Here is a 21,244-nt window from a genome sequence, read left to right as displayed (position 1 = left end):
GTATAAAAAAATCCCAAACTCCTTTCGGAATTTGGGACTTTTCAATCTAAAATTAAATCAATTAATGGGTATGTTTAGGATTAAAACCGTCTTCACTTAATTCGGTGTGCACATAATCTGCAACCATTTCAGCTTCGTAATCGATTTTCTCTCCTTTAGATAATCTTCTAATAATACCTTCCATAATTTGGTAGATTACAGGAACTACGATCAAGGTTAAGAATAACGAAGAAATTAATCCTCCGATAATTACCCAAGCCAATCCGTTTTTCCATTCGGCTCCAGCTCCAGATGCTAATGCAATTGGGAACATACCAAATACCATCGCAATTGTTGTCATCAAGATCGGACGTAAACGAGCGTGATTTGCCTGAATTAATGCCGTTCTGATTGATTCTCCTGCTGCTCTTCGTTGGTTGGTGTAATCGACCAACATGATCGCATTCTTACACACCAGACCAATCAACATGATGATACCCAAAATGGTAAAGATATTTAATGAGTTATTTGTTAATGCTAATGCCAATAAAGCTCCAATAAACGAAAGCGGAATAGCAAACAATACCACAAACGGGTGAACGAAACTGTCATACAAACTCACCATTACAAGGTAAACCAAAATAATAGCGGCCAATAAAGCGATTCCTAAAGTACCAAATCCTTCAGATTGGTTTTCTTGGTCACCACCCCAGATATAGTTTACTCCAGCAGGTTTTTTCAATTTATCCAGCTTTTTCTGCCAGATTCCAACAATTGTTCCTGAAGGAACCCCAACGTTTTGTCCTTTTACAGTTACAGAAGCTGATTTGTCTCTACGCTCTAACTGGCTAGGTCCTGAACCTTCTGTAATATCAGCAAATTGAGATAACTTAATTTGTTGTCCTGCTGCATTGATAAAAATCAAATTACTTACGTCAGTAATACTTTTTCTATCGAATGCATTGTATCTAATGTTGATATCATATTCGTATTCTCCTGCTCTATATTTACCGTCTGTATTTCCGCTAAAAGCAGTTTGCATCGTTAAACCAACTGTTTGAAGCGTTAATCCTAAAGCAGCCATTTTATCACGATCTACTTTTACGTTTACCTCAGGATTTCCGTCTTCAACTGTTAATTTGATCTCAGTTGTTCCTGGAATAGTACGTAATTCTGCTTCCGCTTGTTTAGCAAATGCCATTGCCGCTTCTGTAGAAGGACCTGTTACGATTAATCCTAAAGTCGCATCTTCAGCAGTTCCTAAGATACCTACAGGAACCGTTTTAACTTTTGCTCCAACTAGTACTTTTTCTAACTTACGTTTAATTTTTGCAGCATAAACGTTAGCATCATCTGTACGATCTTTTTGTTCGATCATTTTTACGTCAATCTCAGCTTTATAAGCCGTAGCTTGCGATGCTCCAAAACCTTCTGAGGTTTGTCCTACCGTTGTAATTTGACTGTGAACATATTCCTGAGATTTCAAGTAAGCCTCAGCTTTTTGCGTCATGAAGTTTGTTTGTTCTAACGAAGCATCTTTTGGCATTTCGATTTGAACTAAGAATTCACCACTATCAGATGATGCGAAAAATTCTCCTCCAATAAATCCTCCAAGTCCAAAAATAGATCCAAAGAATAAGATCAATACAAGAATCACTGTTTTACCGTAATTATCCAAACACCAGGTTAATAATACAGAAATCCAGTTTGTGAAACGTGTTAAATAATTTTCGAAACCAAGAATAATTCTTCCAAATAAATTCTTTCCTTCAATATGTTCTAGTTTACCATAACGAGATGATAACCAAGGAATAATAGTAAATGAAGCTAAAAGCGAAAGTAAAGTTGATATAATTACCGTAACACAAAATTGCGTGATAATATTAGATACTAAACCTGAACTCATCGCAATAGGCAAGAACACTACCACAATTACTAATGTAATCGAAGTTACGGTTCCACCAATTTCTGCCGTTCCATCATAAGAAGCACGAATTCGGTTTTTACCCATTTCCATATGTCGATAAATATTCTCGAGGACCACAATCGCATCATCGACCAGAATACCTACAACCAGAGATAATCCAAGTAAACTCATTAAGTTTAATGTGTATCCCATTAAATAAATACCAATAAAAGTAGCAATCAAAGATGCCGGAATAGAAACCATTACAATCAATGAGTTTCTAATACTGTGCAAGAAAAATAACATTACTAATGCTACCAGAACTACTGCAATTAATAAATCGTGAACTACAGAATCTGCTGCTTCAAGAGTAAAAATAGTACTGTCTTTTGCAACTTCTAATTTTAGTTGATTTTCTTTGTAATCCTTTTCAAGAATAGCAATTGTTTTCAATAATTGCTCACTTACCGCAACAGCATTTGCATCAGATTGTTTTACGATTTGTAAAACGATGGCACTTTTTTGATCTACACGTGATATTTTTTCAGCAATTTTTTGAGTATCCTGAACATCTGCAATATCACTTAAACGAACCTGAATTCCGTTTTGAGACGAAACTACTAAGTTTCTTAATTCTGTAACACTTTTATATTTACCCGCTAAACGAATTAATATTTTTTGATTACGAGTTTGGATGTTTCCTGTTGGGAAATCTAAATTCGAAGTCAAGATGTTTTGTTGCACCTGAGGAACTGATAATCCGTAACCTTGCATTTTTAATGCATCAAGATTTACTTGAATTTCACGTTCAGAACCACCAATAATATTTACCTGAGCAACACCTTGAACACGAGATAAAATAGGCGCAATTTTTTTGTCAATTAAGTCATAAAAAGCTGCTTCGTCCATTTTTCCGTTGGCACCAAGCGTCATAATTGGCAAATCACTCAGCGAGAATTTGGTTAATGCCGGTGTTTTAACATCATCTGGCAAATCACTAATAATAGCGTTTATTTTACGTTGTGCATCATTCAAAGAGAAATCGACTTTTGCATTTGATGTAAGTGTAATCGAAACAATAGATAAACTTTCGTACGATTTTGAGTCAATTTTCTTAACATTCTCAAGCGATGCGATCGCATCTTCAATTTTCTTAGTTACCGTATTTTCTACCTCACTTGGAGAAGCTCCCGGATAAACTGTAGAAATTGTAATAACGTTTTGTTCAAATTTCGGGATCAGCTCATAACCTAACTGGCTGTAGCTGAACAATCCACCAAGTATTAGAATTGTAAACAATACAATTACTAACGACGGACGTTTTATGGATATTTCGGCTAATTTCATATTTGTTGCTTTAGGCTTTAGGCTCTAGGCAATAAGCTTAATGCTTAAAGCCTATAGCTTAATGCTTTAAATTATTTAATAATTTCTACTGTATTACCGTCTTGTAAGTTAATTTGACCTGTAGTAACTACAATTTCACCGTCAGATAATCCGTTGATGATTTCTACCTGATCTCCTAAAATTCTTCCAGCTGTAACTTTTTTCAATTTTGCAATTCCTTTTTCAACTACAAAAATTTCGTTACTACTAACACTTCCTACGAAAGCATTTCTAGGCACAACCATAAGGTGCTGTTTTTGTTGGTTTGATGCAAAATTTGCAGTTCCATACATACCTGCTTTCAGGTCGTTATTTACATTATTTGTGATTTCAATTTCAACCGGGAAGTTTAAAGACTCATCCGCTTTTGCTGCAATGAAAGTGATTTTTCCAGAAAAAGTTTTATCAGGATAAACACTCGCTGTTACATTAATTTGGTTTCCTACTCTCAAACTAGCAACTTGATTTTCGTTTACTGTAACTACTAATTTTAATTTAGAAACATTTACGATATCAAACAAAGCAGTTGCAGGCATTCCTGTTAAGATAGATCCTGGCTCAATGTATTTTTTATTGATAAAACCATTGATTGGAGCTTTTACTTTAGTATCTCCAACATTAATGTTTGCTTGTTTCAAGTTAGACTCAGCATTTGTTAACGCTAATTTTGCCTGATCTAATTGTTGTTTAGTAACTCCGCCAGTTTTAAAAGCATTTTCATATCTGCTATAATCAGATTTTGCATTTTGGTAAACTGCTTGCGCTTGTTGAGCACTTACATTAATAACGTCACCTCTCATTGTTAATAAAGTCTGACCTACTTTTACGTAATCTCCTTCTTTAGCCAAAACACTAATTACTTTTCCAGATTTCTCAGCAGAAAATGTTAATTGTTGAATTGGTTGAAAGTTTCCGTTTGCAACGAAATCCAGTGAAATTTCTTCCGTTTTTACAGGAGTTACTTTTACTGAAACTGCAGCATTTTTCTCGGCTACGATATCTGTTTTTGCTTTATTCTCCTTCTTATTATTATTTAAGACATATCCAATCACACCCAGTGCTGCGATTATGATTACGATTGTTATAATAGTTTTCTTCATTGTAATTAGTTATTTAATAAGAGTTTTAAGTTCGCCTTTTGATTTGATTAGTGATATTTCGGCAATTTTGTAATTCAAGACTGCTCTGGTAAAATTATTTTGAGCTTCAAGTTGTGCATTTTCAGCATCTAACAAATCTGTTAATGATGCCAATCCCTGAAGATAATTGTTTTTTGTATTGCTTAAGATCTCAGTCGCTAAGCGCATGTTTTCTTTTTGATTATTGATAGTCACAAGGTTATTATCAATTTGAGCCATTGCATTTCTATAATCTAAATCAAGCGAAAGCTTTGTGTCTTTGATATCTTCCTGAAGTGATCTGATTTCTACATCGGCTTGTCTTACTTTAGCACGAGTTCCAAATCCTGTAAAAATTGGTACATGTAAATTTAATCCAATTGCAGAGTAATCTGACCAATAAACACCATCTGAAGGTTTTGCAAACCAAGGCATTTGTGGACCCTGACCAATATAATTATAACCTGCAGTCAAAGAAAGTGTTGGATAATATCCCGCTTCAACAGCTTTTTTATTGTAAACTAAAAGCTCTTCTTGTTTTTTCAAAAGCAAATATTCAGTTCTGTTTTCAACATTTGGTACTTCTGTTAATGCAACTGGAACAACTTCAAATTCTTCTTTTGGCATATCAATTTGCGCTTCAATAGGCATTCCCATATAAAACTTCAAAGCATTTTCCTGTAAAGTAATTTGATTTTTAATTTGTTGACGTTCTGTATCAATGTTTGACATTTTAACTACGATACGATCCAAGTCAATTTTTTTAGCCAAACCGTTATCAAATTGTCCTTTTACGATGTCACGAACTTTTGTTGTATTTACGTAATTACTGTCTAATAAAACCAATCTTTCTTTTTGTACATAAACTGAATAGTAGTTATTAGCAACTCTTTCAATTACTTGTTCTTCAGTTAACTGATCGTTTATTTGATAAAATTCACGAGTAGATCTTGCAGCTCTTAATCCGGTAAAAACAGATTGATCAAATATTGTCTGAGTTAATGAAAGCCCAGCGTTTGAAGTCCATTTTTGACCAAATGCCGCTTGAATTGTAGTTCCTGGCTGACCAAAACCAGCTCCATCAATAACCGTTGTCTGAATTACTGGATTGTAAGTTAAGTTTCCGTTTGCAGAGATTTGTGGTAACGCTCTTGAACGTACTTCCTGAATTTTGTACTCACTATTTTCAACCTGTAATTTTGCTTTTTTTGCGTCAGCTTTATTTTCAAGCGCATAAATAACAGCATCTTTCAGGGTTAGTGTTTTGACTTGTGCGTTGGCAGACAAGCCAATTGAACACAAAAATATAAGAATTATTCGTTTCATAGATTGATGATTAAATAGTAATTTTTTTAAGTTGTTTTTCTAATTCCAGTATTCCCTTTTCGGTAGCCATTGCTCTGGTGTGATACTCCAGCGCTTCTAATTCTATTTCTTGTGCTTCTTTTTCTGAAACCGTAGTTTCGTTTATATGAAAAATTAAAGTGTAATAAAACTTCACATAAATCTCTATATTTAGATCTGCACGATACAATCCGTCACGAATACCTTTTTCAATGTTTATTCTAAAATACTGAGTGCATTGTTCAATTTCGTGCGATAAAACATTTTGATATATTTCCGGATAATGTTTTTTCAATTGATAAATTGGAGACGTATCCGTATTGCTTTTAAACATATCACGAAACATTTCTCTAATTTCAAAATTCTCGTGAATTGAATTATAATCTTTTGCAACAATTGTATCGATTATCTCATGTACTTGTTTATGAACTGTCGATGTACTCTCTTCGATTAAAACTTCTTTGTTACAGAAATATTTGTAAATCGTTTTTTTAGAAATACACATTTCGCCAGCGATATCATCCATCGTAACGCTTTTAAAACCAAGCTTTAAAAATAACTCACTTGCTTTTGATATGATTTTCTCTTTCATTTTAACTTTCAAATTGCATTACAAATATACTTAGGAAACTAAAATCAAAAAAATAGTTTCCGTTCTATTTGTAATAATTTTACATTAATTTATTCTACATGTAAGTTTTATATGCTAAATTCAAGATTAGCGATAAGCTTAATATCTTTTCCTAAAGCCAAACCTCCATTATGATTAAATGAGTTATAATCCAAGCCAAAATCCTGACGTTTGATGTCTCCTTTAATTTCAAAAGCAACTTTTCTTTCTCCATTATAAGTATTGATTCCAATAAACTCAGCATCAAGTTCAACTACTTTAGTGACATCTTTTATAGTAAGATCGCCTTTAAAAAAGTTGATGTTGTTGTTTATTTTTTGAAATGAAGTCGATTTAAAACTAATAATCGGGTGCTCATTTACATCAAAAAAGTCCTGAAGCTGTAAATAAGTATCGATTTGCTGAAAACTATCTTTTTTGTTATTGATATCTAATGAAAACTCAACCGAAGCATCCTCAATTTCATTGTCTTCAATATTCACGTAGCCATCAAATTTATTAGTCGTTCCTCCCATATAAGCAATTATCGAATGTCTCATTTTGATTAAAACATCTGATTGGCTAGAATCTAAGGTCCATGTTGTTTTCATAAATATTTGATTTTATTGAGTTTATAAATTATTAAAACTCGTCACGGAAACTTTTACAGTGTTCGAAGTTTCCAATTAACGGTGCAAATATAAACAGGAAACTCTAAACACCAAAAAAGTTTCCAAGTTTTTTTATAATTTATTTTAATCCCTTTAAAATGAAGGGATTTAGAGTTCTTTTTAATGGAAACTCATCTTTTAAATTTTTAAAAAAGGAATAATTAATAATGAATTGTATCTTTGAGGCTCGCAATTCAGATTATATTTTATGCACGATATTAGCCAATACCAGGATTTTTTTATCAAATATTTAGAAAATCAAAGCATCAGCAAAGAGCCTAAAAACCTTTACGAACCTATTGAATATATTTTGGGCCTTGGCGGAAAAAGAATGCGTCCCGTGCTAACTTTAATGGCTTCGGAGGTTTTTGATACCGATTATAATGTGGCGCTTCCGGCTGCAATGGCTGTCGAAGTTTTTCATAATTTTTCACTGGTTCACGATGATATTATGGATGACGCACCTTTGCGAAGAGGACAGGAAACTGTACATGAAAAATGGGATCTGAATACCGGAATTCTTTCCGGAGATACGATGCTTATTCTGGCTTATCAGTATTTTGAACAATACGATCCATCGATTTTTAGAGACTTAGCAAAACTGTTTAGTAAAACTGCTCTTGAAGTTTGCGAAGGACAACAATGGGATGTTGATTTCGAAAAAAGAAACGACGTTACGATTCCGGAATATCTAAAAATGATCGAATATAAAACTGCTGTTCTCGTTGCTGCTGCCATGAAAATGGGTGCAATTGTAGCTAAAACATCTGAAAAAGAAGGCGATTTAATTTATGATTTCGGATTGAATTTAGGATTAGCTTTCCAGCTTCAAGATGATTTTCTGGATGCTTTTGGAGATCCGGAAACCTTCGGAAAACAAGTTGGAGGAGATATTATCGAAAACAAAAAAACCTATTTATACCTAAAAGCACGTGAATTTTCATCACCTGAAAAAGCTTCAGAATTAGAGAAATTATTCAGCTTGAATTTAGACGATAATACAGATAAAATAGAAACTGCAAAAAACATTTTTAACGAATCAGGTGCTTCAAAAGCAACGCAAGATGCCATAGAAATGTACACTTTTAAAGCTTTTGAAACTTTAGAAAAACTGGATATCAGCGCCGAAAAGAAAGACATTCTTAGAACTTTTGGCGAGAATTTAATGGGACGAAAAGTTTAGTTTTTTTTAGCCGCAATTCTTAACACATAGTAAACCCGACAGGTTTTTAAAACCTGTCGGGTTTGTCATTTTAAATAAATTATTCCGTTAGGAATATCTGGTTGGTAAAAAAACAATAACGCATTTGCGCAGTGTCCTGTAGGGACACCTGTCTTACGGAATGAATATCATTGAACATAATTAAAACAAATCATCAGGATCAACTAAATCTGATAGTTTTTGTTTTAAATCGTCTTCTAAAATCGTTAATCCGTATTGGTAAGATGCGTTCATCCAGCCAAAACCTTCTTCGGTTATATAATCGAATTCAGTACCTACGTTTCCATATTCTGCGAAAATCTTATGCGAACTGATCGATAAATCAAACTTCTCCGGAATTGTTCCGTTATAATCAACCGCATTTCTGGTAATCAGCCAAAGCCAGCGATAAACCATTTCCTGCGCTTCTTCGTTGAAATTATAGTTCAGCAAACCTTCCCATAAAAGCATTTGATGTGGCGCCCATCCAAACGGATAATCCCATTGTCTTATTGGCGCATTTTCGTCAACATCTGCAATAGATTCTTTGGTACTTCCTGCAATTCCACCTTTCATTTTAAACCTTGGTAATGTCTTTTTAACCAAAATTTCAGCCTGTTCTGGCGTGCTTATTTTCGCCCAAAGCGGATAAAATGTTGGCGCTGCTTCAAAGAAATGTTGCTTTTCGTTTACGAAATCATAATCCAGATAACATCCTAATTCTGAATTCCAACACATTTTATTGATTTTTTCTTTCCTCGAATTGGCTTTCGAAATCCAATATTCACTTGAAAATGACTTATCTTCAAAATATTGAAATTCATTTTTGAAGTACTTTTTAATTAAAAAAGCAATATCGGTTTCATATTTATAAAGTAAACTATTGATCGCAACCGTATTTAAATTGGCACAAACTCCAACCAATCTATTTGTTGTATCGTGTCCGCTTTCGCGCATACTTCGATCGTGAATAAAATATTTATCAAGTTCAGCGTCTACAACTTCTCTTTCAAGATATTTCTTTTCAAATTCTCTTGTAGGCAAATTATATTTCGGCGCATATTGTTCTAAAATATCATCAAAATGTCCTTCTTCAACTTCAAACGGAAGTCCGATTCCTTCTGCTTTATAGCGATTTAATCCATTGGCTGTGAGACGTTTTCCTTCTTCCATCCAAACGGTTTGATATTCTTTTATGGCGGTTTTTAAATGTCTTTCAATCCAGAAAATATCCGGATTCGACTTTTCTAAAACATCAATAATTAGCGACGTATAAAGTGGCGGTTGTGTACGCGTCAAATAATAACTTCGATTGGCATTCAGGATTTTTCCATAATGATCGATTTGATATTTAAAATTCTCGGCAATGCCTAAAGCAAGATCAATTTTATCGTCGATCAAAAGTCCTTTGGCAATAAAATAACTATCCCAACCGTACATTTCATTAAATCTTCCGCCAGGAACCACAAACGGAACGCCTGAAATTTCATTGTTTTTTATTTGAAGTGCCAAAGCTAAAATCCCGGGTTGTTTATTCAGCGAAAGCACATATTCCGGTGAAATATTTTTGGGCATTTGCACCACTTTTAATTTTGGCGTTGTAGCTTCTAATTTCTTGAAATAATCAAAAACAATTTCATCACCAAAAGGCACATACAAGTAAGCCAATTCATTTTCGATCTTATTGTCTTCCAAAATTTTCTTTACGCCATCGGCATCAATTGTTCGCGTCAGACCTTTCCAATACAGGTTTTTTATCTTTCTCGAAATCCTTTTTACAGGATCTTCGGTAATTTCATTCAGATTGATTTCGGCAAATTCGGTTTTGTTTTTTTTAGCCAAAGCCAATTCCTGCAATAAATTCGAAAGCTGATAAGTTCCTTCAATAACTGCAGGATTTCCATCCTGATCGTACAGCAAAAATTTCTTTGGACCATGATCATCAATCGTTATTTTTTTATCGCCGTCAGTATCTTCCTGAGCCAATAATTTTTCGATGGTTTGGGTTATATGTAATTTAAATTTCATCTTTTGCAGTTATTTTTTTGAGAATAAAAAAGGATATTAATAATAAAGACATTGGAATTAAAGTAAAATAAAATGCGTTTTCCGGCCCTTCATTTTTAAACAACCAGCCTGTTATTCTGGAACCTAATGTTCCGCCAAGAGCAGAAAATATTACAATTAATCCGGTCATTGAGCTTTGCAAATTCTTCGGTAAAGCACTTAATACAATCGAATTTAGCAAAGGATAAATTGGTGCAATAAACAATCCGATTAAAGGAAATGCAAAACCAATTAAAGGTATATCCGAAAGCGTATTGATGTTTTTGACTTCTAAACCAACTGTTTTTGGAAGTACAAAAATCACGATCAGCATTGCCGAAAAAATACATACCGTTAAAACCCAAATCCAGTTGACTTTTTTGGTTACAATTCCTGCAATCATTCGCCCAATTGCTAATGAAATTGCCAAAATACTCGCCATCATTATGCTGATATTCTCTGGTAAATGAAGCACTTTTGTATTGAATGTTGGCAACCACGAAAGGATTCCCTGTTCGATCATAACAAACAAAAAGACGCTAATAACAAAAATAACGGTAAGCAATTTTGCCATTAATTTGAACATTTGCAGAAAGTCATCTTTGAGATTTGCTCCTGCTGAAACTTCCGGTTCTTTGAATTTTACAAAAAATAAAAACAAAAATGACAGGAACGATAATGCAGCCAAAAACCAATATACATTTAGCCATGAATTAGGATCATTTTCATTATTAAAAGCAGGAAATAAAAAATAAGCCAACGCAATCCCAACCATAAAAAAACCTTCGATACTACTCATCAAAGCATTGTGTTCTTTTTTGGTTTCCGTCACAGTTCCAATTAAGGAATAAACCGAAACTTTGATCAGAGCAAATGAAACTCCAACGGTTGCAAAAAGAATTTTAGCATTATCAAATGAGTTTCCAAAATACATAGAAATACAAGCCAGAGTAACTAAACCTAATCCTATTAACATCGATTTTCTATAGCCTATTCTTGGTAAAAAAGAGGCTATAAAAAAGGATACAATAGCAATTGGCATATCTTTAAAAGCTTCTAAAATACTTGCCTGAACTTCATCTACTCCGTAATTTCTTTGCGATTTTAGAATCACAATACCTACGCTGTTTAATAAAATGGCGAAGACAAAATAATTAAGATAAAGAGAGATTTTAATTCCTATGTTTTTCATTTTTTTCGGATGTGATTTGTTGCCGATGTTTTACGTTTACGGTGTGGAGACGCACTGCTGTGCGCCTCTACATTGCCGTATGTTGTGTAAAACGCGTTATAATGCGTTTGTATCAATATAAATTTAGAAATTAATCGCTACCGAAAATCTAAACGCGCGCCCTAAAATAGGTCTTGCCATGAACACATCGCTTGCTGCAGAAGTTGTTTGTCTTGGATCTCCTTCTGTTAAACCAATTTCATTGAATAAATTCGAAGCATCTACTGCAAAACGAAGATTATTATAGGTATAATTTAAACCTGCTCCAACTTCTTTATAAGCCGGCAAAACTTGTTTGTTATCCTGATTCGTGAATTTTTTATCGTAATAAGAAAACTGAACATAAGCCGTAAGATCTTTTGTAATATCTACTTCCGGTCTTAAGTTACAGAAGAATTTAGGAATTCTACGAGCTGTATTTCCATTAAAATCAAAAGTTGAACCATCAGCATTTGTTCCTGTAAAATTATCGTATTCCGGTTTTTGAACTGTGAATGTGAAATTCAGTTTTACGATTTCATATCTCACATTAGTTTCTACTTCAAGACCAATATTATTTACGTCAGCAAATTTGTTTTCAGAAGATCCATCAGATAAAATGTCTGTAAAAGCAACATTTTTTAAACCCATGTGAAATAAATTGGCATTCACATTAAAGAATGAATTAGAATATTTATAACCTAACTCAAACTGATTTACTTCTGTATTTTCTAGTTTGCTTAAATCTGCTGCATTATCATAAAATGATTCTTCGATTGGAGATCTAAAACCGTGGCTATAACGAACATATGAAGCCATATTGTCATTGAATTTGTAGTTTCCTGCCGCTGTATAAGACCATTCGCTTACATCATATCTCCAATATGTATATGGATTTCCTTTTACTGTTGTAACTTTATCATCAGCTGTATTATTTGCTAAAACTCCTAAGTTTTCTGCAAAAAATCTGGCGTTGTCTCTATAACCTGAATATTTGTCTTTGTTGTATCTTAAACCTGCGTTGAAGGTCAACTTATCTGTCGCTTTAATTTCGGCATCAGCATAAATATCATTCAAAAGACCTTTGGTTTGAGCGTCTCTTTCTAACCAAGTGATTCTTTCTATTCCGTTCCAGGTGTGATCAACTCCAGTTGTATTGTCTTTTACATTTAACAATCTTGGATTATCCGAAACGCCTACTAAATAAGAATTCCAATTCCAATATTGGTTTGATTTCCAGTTTGAATAATAGTAACCCGCAGTTAATTTTACAGGATCTAAATCAAAATTGAAAGAGAAATTATTAGCAAAATTGTTCATCTTTTTGTCAATATGCCAAAGATCAGCTCTCATGATTAAAGCATTTGGATCTAATTTTTGTCCGTTATCTACATAAGAATACGTTAGATTGCTTGCCGTTGTATTTTGAACATCTGTTGCATAAGCGCTTTGTGTCCAAGGTCCGCCATTTGGAAAAATTGCATTGTAATTTAAATCGATACTTGTTTGTTTGAAAGCATTTTTGAAGGTTACTTTTTCAGATATTTTCTTTTTGAATTCGGCTCCAATTGAGTTGATTACCGGATGAGAACCATCTTCTAAATCAGCGCTAAAAGTTCCGCCGCCATATTGAGGCACATTTAAATGACTGAAATTTACCGACGTTAATGTTCCATAATTTGGATTAAATCCTGGAATTCCTTCAATTTTCCCGTTATTACTTTTCAAAGGAATTGGCAAATAGAATGTATTTCTGTCGTCAAGGTGTTTGAAATTAACTCTTAAATAATCGTTGTCATCAAATTTATATGTGATGTTTCCTTTTATTTGTCCACCTTTATTTGCTGTAAAACCGGTGTTTCTTAGACCATTATCAGCTCTGTAAAAACCTCCAACATTAAAAAACAATTTATCTTTAATCAAAGCGCCTGATAAATTAAGATCAGTTCTGAACATTCCGTAATCTGAAGTCGTGAATTTTGCTCTTCCCATAAATTCATTCTGACCTGTTTTCGAAATAAAATTGATGATTCCACCCGGAGCATTATTGGCAAAAATTGATGCCGAACCTCCACGAACAGCTTCCATTTTGCTTACCGTTTCGTCTAATCTGTAAAATGTATCGGCGTTAGCAAATTGCAAAGCTCCATCTTCAAAAACCGGCAATCCGTCTTCCTGAATTTGCACATATTCATACGCTCCCGCTGAAGGAATTCCTCTTGCAAAAAGGTTATTTCCAATTTCTCCTCCAGATGCTTCAACCACAAATCCCGGAATAGTTTGAAGCAAAGCTGCTGTACTTGATGGCGCTCTGTCTTCGATTGCTTTTGCGCCCATTGTTGTAATTGCAACGCTGGATTCCAATTTAGATCTTGGCGCTGATGATCCTGTAACCACAACTTCTTTTAGACTTTGTGATTCTCCTTCAAGAAGTAAATTTACCTCAAGTGATTCTCCTTCTTTTATTGCAATTTGCTTTTCGAAAGTTTTGTAACCCACATTTGTTGCAATAATTGTATAAGTTCCCGCGTCGATATTAGAGAATGAATATCCTCCGTTTTCATCTGTAATAGTGCTTTTTCCTGTTTCCATAAGAGTCACATTTGCTCCCGGAACGGTTACTCCGCTGTCGTCTAATACTTTTCCTGATATAGTGCCTTTATTTTGGGCAAATAGATTATTTGGTAAAAAAAACAGGCAAAACATTAAAAGTAATGTACCTAAATACTGGTGTAGCTTTTTCATTTTTTTTGTTCGGTTAGTTAGTAATTATGGTTATCACTGTCAAACTTAATAACTAATTATAAGGAATATAGGAATTAAAAATCGAAAACGTTTTCGAAAAGACCTAAAACGTTTTCGGAACTTAAAATTTTATCAATGCAGTTTATTTTTAGTACTTTTATTTCATGAATGACACAAAATTAATAGATATAGCCTCAGCCTTGGGAATTTCGGTTACCACAGTCTCAAAAGCCTTAAAAGGGTATACAGATATTAGTAAATCTACACGAGCCAGAGTTATCGAAATGGCCGAAACGATGAACTACATGCCCAATTCTGTTGCGGTAAACCTTAGAACTAATGAAACCAAAACAATTGGCGTCATTATTCCGGCTACGGTACATCATTTTTTTTCGAGCGTATTAAATGGTATTCTTGAAGAAGCCGAAAAAAGAGGTTATTTGGTCATTATATTACAATCAAACGAAAAATACGAACTCGAGAAAAAACAACTTGCTCTTTTAATTCAAAAACGAGTTGACGGAGTTTTAATGTCGCTCTCAAATGAAACCGATGATTTCACTCATATTAATGAAGCGATTCGGAAAAATACTCCTGTTGTTCTTTTTGATAAAATTGCCAAAAGAGTTGATTGCTCAAAAGTTGTCATTAATGATGCAAAAGCGGCTTATGATGCCGTGACGTATCTTATTAATAAAGGATATAAAAAAATCGCGCATTTTAGAGGCTCTTATGTTCCGCAAAATTCTATTGATCGTTTTTTAGGTTATAAAAGAGCGCTTGAAGCGCACGGAATTGAGTACGATTCGAAACTGGTTTATGTTTGCGATAACAATACTGATTTTGAAGATGGTTACGAAAACGCTCAAAAAGTAATGACTGAAAATCCGGATATTGATGCGATTTTTGCGATTACAGATTTAGTCGCCATCGGTATTATAAAATATTTTAATGAAGCCGGAATAAAAACTCCTGAACAAGTTGCTGTTTTCGGATTCAGCAATTGGTTTATGAGCACGGTTATTTCGCCAAAACTAACGACAATTGACCAACCCGGATTTAAAATGGGACATCAGGCAGTTTCGCTTTTAATCGATGAAATTATGGACATAAAAGAGCATCGACCGGTGACACATCAAATTATTGAACTTCCTACAAGAATCATTGAAAGAGAATCAACCGTTAAATGATTTTTTAGTTTTAACTTTGCGTCAATTCTTAAAAAGCATCAATGTTTCCAATTCCTGAAAATACCGATTTTTTATTGGCTGATGCCGAAAAAGAAAACCTATATCTAAACCTGATTGAACAAATTAATAAGGACTTTAATTTGGCAAATGAAGGCATCGATTTTCCGTTAAGCATTTCTCCGGATGAATTAAAAATTCAGCTTCACGAAAAAATCTACAGAATGATTCAGTACAAATTTGCTGAATATCTAAACCTACTTTATATCATCGATGTTTCTGAAGACGAAATCAAAAAACTAGACGGTTCTGATTTGGTAATTCTTGCAGAACAGGTTGCTTTTTTAGTATTGAAAAGAGAATGGCAAAAAGTATGGTTTAGGAAAAATTTTAAGTAGTAAGGTTCTGAGGCCCTGAGATGCTAAGGTTCTAAGGTTTTTTAATACGTTATTTAGCAATTTCTATTTTTATAATTTCGTGATTTTCTTTTGCATATGTTATTTTAACAGGTAAGTGATCTCTAAAAATTCCGTTTTTTGTTTTACCGAAATGATTAAATTGACCTAATAACACATCATTATATCTAAATTGAATTGAATCAACAACAAAACTTTCTGTTGTAATACTTCCCATTTTCTTAAACTGTATTTGCCTTTCAAAATCTGAAATTAAACCTTCAACTACTAGTACATTCTGGGAATTAAAAACATTCTGAATTCTTTCGTCTGTAGTATCTTTTATAAAAAATTTCAGATATAAAAACATACTTACTGATAAACTAAAAAATATTCCAGTTGTCCACAATAATATTATCTTTTCATAATCATCATTGTTCTTTTTGAATTTTTTAATTAAAACCCAAAGAATAAACGAAACTATTGCAACCCAAAAAAAGACCTCAAAGGATCTTATATTAGTTGGTAAATCAGAAATAGACCAATAAGTATAATACTTCATAAAAAAAACTTAGAAACTTAGCAACTCAAAACCTTAGCAACTTTAAATCAAAAATAAACTCTCACAAAAGGCATAAATCCAGAACCATAAAGACTCGTTTGTGCATTGTACAAAACATCATAACGCGCACCAACGGTTACGCTTCCGGTTCTGTAACCTGCTCCAAGATATAAAGCGGTATTCCAATAATTATCAGAGTAAGAAGGTCGGTATGGCGTTGAATCATAACTGGTGTTTATTCGCACTTGCTCTAATTCTGCAGACAATTGAATTTCGGGAATTGGGTTTACAAGTGTAACCAAACTTCCTCCGTAAACAAACGAATCATAATAGTTTTTTGAAGATAAATATCCAAACTGTAAACCTACTCCAAAAGCCACAATTTCATTAACATTGTAGATTGCGCTTGGCATAACAGAGATATCCGTGTAACCAGAACCAATTCCTAAACCAAGTCCGCCACCAAATTGAACTTTATCCCAAAAATGATTGCTGTTGTCTATCACATACTTTTGTTGGGCAATTGCCGAACTTGAAAAAGAGACTATCAAAATCACAAAAAATGTTTTGAAAACGATTGAAATTTGATTTATACACATACTTAACGTTTATTTTAACAAATTTTTACGTAAAAGTACGTAAAAAAAAGATCTAAATAAAGGCGATTGTTGTACTTTTGCCATTCTATTTAACAAAAAGTATATTCACTCATATTATGGATAGGTTTTCATTTTTAAATGCAGCGCATACAGAGTTTTTCGCACAATTATATGATCAGTATTTAGTAAATCCAGATAGCGTTGAGCCAAGCTGGAGAAGTTTTTTTCAAGGTTTCGACTTTGGCCAAACGACTTATAATGACGAAAATCCAGTTCAACAAATTGTTGAATATGTGACTAGCGACAACACAGATTACAGTAAAGTTTCAGAAAAACTACAAAAAGAATTCAACGTTCTAAAATTAATTGATGGATACCGCACAAGAGGACATTTGTTTACAAAAACAAATCCTGTTCGTGACCGTAGAACTTCGTCTCCAACTTTAGATATCGAAAATTTTGGATTAACAACTGCTGATCTTTCAACAGTTTTTGATGCTGCTCAAACTATCGGAATACCACCTTCTTCTTTAGAAGCTATCGTAAACCGTCTTAAAGCTATTTACTGCCAACACATTGGTATTGAATATATGTACATCAGAAATCCTGGCGTTGTAAAATGGATTCAGGAAAAACTAGCGATTAATGTTAATCAGCCTAATTTCTCTTCTGAAGAAAAGAAAACTATCTTAGATAAATTAAATCAAGCTGTTTCTTTCGAGAACTTCTTACATACTAAATATGTTGGTCAAAAAAGATTCTCACTTGAAGGTGGAGAATCTATTATTCCGGCTTTAGACGCTTTGATCGAACAAGCTGCTGAAAAAGGTGTTGAACAATTCGTAATGGGAATGGCTCACCGTGGTCGTTTGAACGTTTTGGCAAACATCTTCGGAAAATCAACTCAGGATATCTTTGGCGAATTTGACGGTAAAGATTACGATCAGGAATATTTTGATGGTGACGTAAAATACCACTTAGGTCTTACGGCTGACAAAAAAACAAGATCAGGAAAAAGCATCAATATCAATTTAGCACCAAACCCTTCTCACTTAGAAACGGTTGGAGCTGTAATTGAAGGAATCACAAGAGCAAAACAAGATAAATATTATGCTGATGATTTCTCTAAAGTATTACCTATTGCCGTTCACGGAGATGCTGCAATTGCAGGTCAGGGAATCTTGTATGAAATCATTCAAATGGCACAACTTGACGGTTACAAAACTGGAGGAACAATCCATATTGTAATCAACAACCAGGTTGGTTTTACTACAAACTATTTAGACGCTCGTTCTTCTACTTATTGTACAGACGTTGCTAAAGTTACACTTTCGCCAGTATTACACGTAAATGCTGATGATGCTGAAGCTGTTGTACACGCGGTATCTTTTGCATTAGATTACAGAATGCAATTTGGACGTGACGTATTTATCGACTTATTAGGATACAGAAAATACGGTCATAACGAAGGTGACGAACCTCGTTTTACTCAACCGGTTTTATATAAAATCATCGCAAAACATAAAAATCCAAGAGATATTTATGCTGAGAAATTATTGTCTGATGGCGTAATCGATGCTTCTTATGTAAATGCATTAGAAAAAGAATACAAATCTACAATGGAAGTGAATTTAGAAGCTTCTCGTAAAAAAGATTTGACGATTATAACTCCATTCATGAAAAACGAATGGGATGGATTTGTTCAGGTAACTGATACGCAAATGCTTGAAAAAGTAGATACTTCTTTTGATAAAAAAGGATTGGATTCTATCATCAATACAATTTCAACTTTACCTGCAGAAAAGAAATTCATCAGTAAAATAACTAAAATTGTTACCGATAGAAAAACTGGATACGACAACAACACTATCGATTGGGGAACTGCAGAAGCATTAGCTTACGGTTCACTTTTGACAGAAGGATTTGATGTTCGTATTTCTGGTCAGGACGTAGAGCGTGGTACATTCTCTCACCGTCATGCTGTTGTAAAAGTAGAAGATTCTGAAGAAGAAGTAATTCTATTAAACGGAATCGAAAACAAAAAAGGAAAATTTGGCGTTTTCAACTCTCTTTTATCTGAGTACGGAGTTCTTGGTTTTGATTATGGATATGCATTGGCTAATCCAAACGCATTAACTATTTGGGAAGCACAATTTGGAGATTTCTCTAATGGAGCTCAAATTATGATTGACCAATATATTTCATGTGGTGAAGATAAATGGAACAACCAAAATGGTATCGTTTTATTATTACCTCACGGATATGAAGGACAAGGTGCAGAACACTCTTCTGCAAGAATGGAGCGTTATTTACAACTTTGTGCAAGACAAAATATGTATGTTGCAGATTGTACAACTCCAGCAAACTTCTTCCACTTATTGAGAAGACAAATGAAAACGAATTTCCGTAAACCTTTGGTAGTTTTCTCTCCAAAAAGTTTATTGCGTGATCCAAGATGTGTGTCTACAGTTGAAGAATTAGCAACAGGAAGTTTCCAGGAAACAATTGATGATAATGCAGTAGATAAAAAAGCAGTAAAAACTTTAGTTTTCGTTACTGGTAAATTCTATTATGACATTGTTGCTGAAAGAGAAAACAACGGAAGAAATGACGTTGCAGTTGTTCGTATCGAGCAATTATTCCCTTTACCTGTTGAGCAATTAAAAGCAATTATCGCACAATATCCAAATGCTGATGATTATGTTTGGGCTCAGGAAGAACCTAAAAACATGGGAGCTTACAGCTTTATGTTAATGAACTTTGATCTTGTAAAATGGAGATTAGCTTCGTTAAAAGCTTATGCTGCGCCTGCTTCAGGAAGTTACACACGTGCAAAACGTCGTCATGCAGATGCAATTAGAATGGTTTTCGATAAAAATTTATTCAGATAAAAAGAATGTTTCAAGTTTCAGGTTTCAGGTTTAACAACTTGAAACCTGAAACCATAAAAACCTTAAACAAAAAATAAGATGATTTTAGAAATGAAAGTCCCATCACCAGGGGAATCAATAAAAGAAGTTGAAATTGCAACTTGGTTAGTAAAAGACGGAGATTATGTAGAAAAAGATCAAGCTATTGCTGAAGTTGATTCAGATAAAGCAACTCTTGAATTACCGGCTGAAATGAGTGGAATTATTACGCTTAAAGCAGAAGAAGGTGATGCTGTTGCAGTAGGAGCTGTAGTTTGTTTAATTGATACTGATGGTGTAAAACCTGCAGGTGATGCTCCGGCTGCACCAGCGGCTGAGGCTCCAAAAGCAGAAGCACCAAAGGCTGAAGTAAAAGCTGAGGCTCCAAAAGCAGCACCAGTACAAGCTCCGGCAGCTACAAGTTATGCAGCTGGAACTCCATCTCCGGCAGCAAGAAAAATATTAGACGAAAAAAACATAGCACCAGCAACTGTTTCAGGAACTGGTAAAGGCGGAAGAATCACTAAAGATGATGCTGTAAATGCAGTACCTTCTATGGGAACTCCAACTGGTGGAAGCCGTGGAACTGAGCGTACAAAATTATCTATGTTACGTCGTAAAGTAGCAGAGAGATTGGTTGCTGCTAAAAACGAAACTGCAATGTTAACTACTTTCAACGAAGTTAACATGACGCCAATTAACCAAATTCGTAACGAATACAAAGATGCTTTCAAAGCAAAACATGGTGGTTTAGGATTAGGTTTTATGTCATTTTTTACAAAAGCAGTTACAAGAGCTTTACAATTATATCCTGATGTTAACTCTATGATGGATGGTGATTATAAAATTGCTTACGATTTTGCCGATATCTCTATCGCAGTTTCAGGACCAAAAGGTTTAATGGTTCCTGTTGTTCGTAATGCTGAATTATTAACTTTCCGTGGAATTGAAGCTGAAATCAAAAGATTAGCACTTAGAGCTCGTGACGGTCAAATCACTGTTGATGATATGACTGGAGGAACTTTCACAATTACAAATGGTGGTGTTTTTGGAAGTATGTTAAGTACTCCAATTATCAATCCTCCTCAATCAGGAATCTTAGGAATGCACAATATTATTGAGCGTCCAATTGCTGTAAATGGTAAAGTTGAAATTCATCCAATGATGTACGTAGCACTTTCTTATGACCACAGAATTATTGACGGACGTGAGTCTGTTGGTTTCTTAGTTGCTGTAAAAGAAGCTTTAGAAAATCCAGTAGAATTATTAATGAATGGCGATGCTAAACGTGCTTTAGAATTGTAATTGTAATAATTTTCAACAATAATAAAAGCCTGTTCATTCATTTGAACAGGCTTTTTTGTCTTAAGATTAGA

15 protein-coding genes are annotated in these 21,244 nt (G+C 34.0%); 5 read left to right on the top strand and 10 right to left on the bottom strand.

All coding sequences use genetic code 11. From position 1 onward, the window contains the following. Positions 1-61: 61 nt before the first annotated feature. From WN975_RS20700 to WN975_RS20680, 5 genes are all read right to left on the bottom strand, one after another. On the bottom strand, positions 62-3,232 hold the full coding sequence (locus tag WN975_RS20700) for an efflux RND transporter permease subunit (RefSeq protein WP_337968139.1): 3,171 nt from the start codon (positions 3,230-3,232) through the stop codon (positions 62-64). Positions 3,233-3,303: 71 nt separating this feature from the next. Further along, complete coding sequence (locus tag WN975_RS20695) at positions 3,304-4,371, bottom strand: efflux RND transporter periplasmic adaptor subunit (RefSeq protein WP_337968138.1); 1,068 nt, start codon at positions 4,369-4,371, stop codon at positions 3,304-3,306. Positions 4,372-4,380: 9 nt separating this feature from the next. Continuing rightward, on the bottom strand, positions 4,381-5,715 hold the full coding sequence (locus WN975_RS20690) for a TolC family protein (protein WP_337968137.1): 1,335 nt from the start codon (positions 5,713-5,715) through the stop codon (positions 4,381-4,383). A 10-nt stretch (positions 5,716-5,725) separates the two neighbouring features. Further along, on the bottom strand, positions 5,726-6,325 hold the full coding sequence (locus WN975_RS20685; protein ID WP_337968136.1) for a TetR/AcrR family transcriptional regulator: 600 nt from the start codon (positions 6,323-6,325) through the stop codon (positions 5,726-5,728). Positions 6,326-6,432: 107 nt separating this feature from the next. Continuing rightward, complete coding sequence (locus tag WN975_RS20680) at positions 6,433-6,954, bottom strand: YceI family protein (RefSeq protein WP_337968135.1); 522 nt, start codon at positions 6,952-6,954, stop codon at positions 6,433-6,435. A gap of 268 nt (positions 6,955-7,222) precedes the next feature. On the opposite strand from WN975_RS20680, the gene WN975_RS20675 reads away from it, so the two are divergent. Beyond that, a complete protein-coding gene (locus WN975_RS20675) occupies positions 7,223-8,197 on the top strand; it encodes a polyprenyl synthetase family protein (protein WP_337968134.1) in 975 nt (324 codons plus the stop codon). A gap of 180 nt (positions 8,198-8,377) precedes the next feature. On the opposite strand, the gene WN975_RS20670 is transcribed toward WN975_RS20675, so the two are convergent. The 3 genes from WN975_RS20670 to WN975_RS20660 form a co-directional block, all read right to left on the bottom strand. Continuing rightward, a complete protein-coding gene (locus WN975_RS20670) occupies positions 8,378-10,243 on the bottom strand; it encodes a trehalase family glycosidase (protein WP_337968133.1) in 1,866 nt (621 codons plus the stop codon). Next, positions 10,233-11,453 (bottom strand): MFS transporter, encoded by a 1,221-nt coding sequence (locus tag WN975_RS20665; protein ID WP_337968132.1) that lies wholly within the window; start codon positions 11,451-11,453, stop codon positions 10,233-10,235. Before WN975_RS20665 ends, WN975_RS20670 begins: the two co-directional genes overlap by 11 nt. A 123-nt stretch (positions 11,454-11,576) precedes the next feature. Then, positions 11,577-14,216, bottom strand: coding sequence for a TonB-dependent receptor (locus WN975_RS20660; RefSeq protein WP_337968131.1), 2,640 nt, complete (start codon positions 14,214-14,216; stop codon positions 11,577-11,579). 164 nt (positions 14,217-14,380) lie between these two features. Between WN975_RS20660 and WN975_RS20655 the strand changes: the two genes are divergently transcribed. Both WN975_RS20655 and WN975_RS20650 read left to right on the top strand, forming a co-directional pair. Then, positions 14,381-15,406 (top strand): LacI family DNA-binding transcriptional regulator, encoded by a 1,026-nt coding sequence (locus WN975_RS20655; RefSeq protein WP_337968130.1) that lies wholly within the window; start codon positions 14,381-14,383, stop codon positions 15,404-15,406. A 41-nt stretch (positions 15,407-15,447) separates the two neighbouring features. Further along, positions 15,448-15,801 (top strand): hypothetical protein, encoded by a 354-nt coding sequence (locus WN975_RS20650; protein WP_337968129.1) that lies wholly within the window; start codon positions 15,448-15,450, stop codon positions 15,799-15,801. Positions 15,802-15,850: 49 nt separating this feature from the next. Here WN975_RS20650 and WN975_RS20645 read toward each other — a convergent pair whose 3' ends face one another. Further along, the gene (locus WN975_RS20645) at positions 15,851-16,360 is read right to left on the bottom strand and encodes a hypothetical protein (protein WP_337968128.1); all 510 of its coding nucleotides are present in this window, start codon (positions 16,358-16,360) and stop codon (positions 15,851-15,853) included. 47 nt (positions 16,361-16,407) lie between these two features. Then, positions 16,408-16,959, bottom strand: a complete 552-nt coding sequence (locus WN975_RS20640; RefSeq protein ID WP_337968127.1) for a hypothetical protein — start codon at positions 16,957-16,959, stop codon at positions 16,408-16,410. 116 nt (positions 16,960-17,075) lie between these two features. Here WN975_RS20640 and WN975_RS20635 point away from each other — a divergent pair, with 116 nt between their 5' ends. Together WN975_RS20635 and odhB are read left to right on the top strand one after the other, a co-directional pair. After that, positions 17,076-19,850, top strand: coding sequence for a 2-oxoglutarate dehydrogenase E1 component (locus WN975_RS20635; protein WP_337968126.1), 2,775 nt, complete (start codon positions 17,076-17,078; stop codon positions 19,848-19,850). 78 nt (positions 19,851-19,928) lie between these two features. Then, on the top strand, positions 19,929-21,173 hold the full coding sequence (odhB, locus tag WN975_RS20630; RefSeq protein WP_121327584.1) for a 2-oxoglutarate dehydrogenase complex dihydrolipoyllysine-residue succinyltransferase: 1,245 nt from the start codon (positions 19,929-19,931) through the stop codon (positions 21,171-21,173). The last annotated feature ends 71 nt before the right edge of the window (positions 21,174-21,244 follow it).

The organism is uncultured Flavobacterium sp. (assembly GCF_951805225.1).
In the GTDB taxonomy this organism is placed as follows: Bacteria; Bacteroidota; Bacteroidia; order Flavobacteriales; family Flavobacteriaceae; genus Flavobacterium.
Note: the sequence above shows the minus strand (reverse complement) of the source record. Positions and strands in the feature narration are given on the sequence as shown.